The organism is Sphingopyxis granuli NBRC 100800 (genome assembly GCF_001591045.1).
GTDB lineage: Bacteria > Pseudomonadota > Alphaproteobacteria > Sphingomonadales > Sphingomonadaceae > Sphingopyxis > Sphingopyxis granuli.
The window spans coordinates 1-885 of sequence record NZ_BCUA01000178.1 but is presented as its reverse complement, the minus strand read 5'-3'; the positions used below and the strand labels follow the sequence as shown (position 1 = coordinate 885).

Annotated in this window: 2 protein-coding genes; both read right to left on the bottom strand. The window is 69.5% G+C overall.

The window, feature by feature from the left end:
* Nucleotides 1–377 (bottom strand): response regulator transcription factor (locus SGR02S_RS19300; protein ID WP_156483149.1); only part of this gene is annotated, 377 nt, incomplete at its 3' end.
* 121 nt (nt 378–498) lie between these two features.
* Nucleotides 499–885, bottom strand: a 387-nt coding sequence (locus SGR02S_RS19295) for an EF-hand domain-containing protein (RefSeq protein ID WP_501193789.1), incomplete at its 5' end; no start/stop codon positions are given.

Sequence of the window (885 nt, the reverse complement as noted above, 5' to 3'; positions counted from 1 at the left end):
GCCTGCGTCCGGCGCAGCACGGTGCGGATGCGCGCGACCAGTTCGCGCGGGTTGAAGGGTTTGACGACATAGTCGTCGGCGCCGATCTCCAGCCCGATGATCCGTTCGGTATCCTCGGCCCGCGCGGTCAGCAGGATGACGGGAATATTGCTCGTCTCGCGCAGATGGCGGGTCAGCGACAGCCCGTCCTCGCCGGGCATCATGATGTCGCTCACCACCAGGTCGATGCTCTTGGCGCGCAGCACCGACCGCGCCTCGGCCGCGCTCGCGGCGTCGCTGACGGCAAAACCCTGTCCTTCCAGATACTCGGACAGCGGCTCGCGGATCGACGGCTCGTCGTCGATCAGCAGGATGCGGGGGGTATCGCTGTCGGTCATCGTCGATCTGCCTGAAACATGAGGTTCGCCCACCGGCCGGGGGCCGATGGGCGATACCGTGCTGGCAGCGGACTGCGGCAAAGGCAATGGCGAGACCACCCGGCCGTCGTCCGCGCGCCGATCAGTTGGTGGCGGGGGCCGGAGCGGCGTTGCGCTTGGCCTGCCACTCGGCGCGCTTCGCCTCGCGTTGCGCCTTGCGTTCCTCGGCCGTCACCTGCCCGTCCTTGTTAGCGTCGAGGCGATCGAAGCGCGCCAGGGCGGCCGTCTCGAACTCGGCGCGGCTGATCGCCTTGTCGCCGTTGGCGTCGGCCTTCATCATCATCCCGCCGCGCATGCCATGACCGCCACGCTTGCCGTGATGGCCGCGCATCGCGCGCGGGCCTTCGCGAGCCTCGCCGGCAGCGGCGGCGCGCTTTTCCTTCCGTTCGCCGCGCTTCGCCTGACGCTCGGCGGCGCGCTGGTCCCATTCGGCCTTGCTGATGCTGCCGTCCTTGTTCGCGTCGAGCCG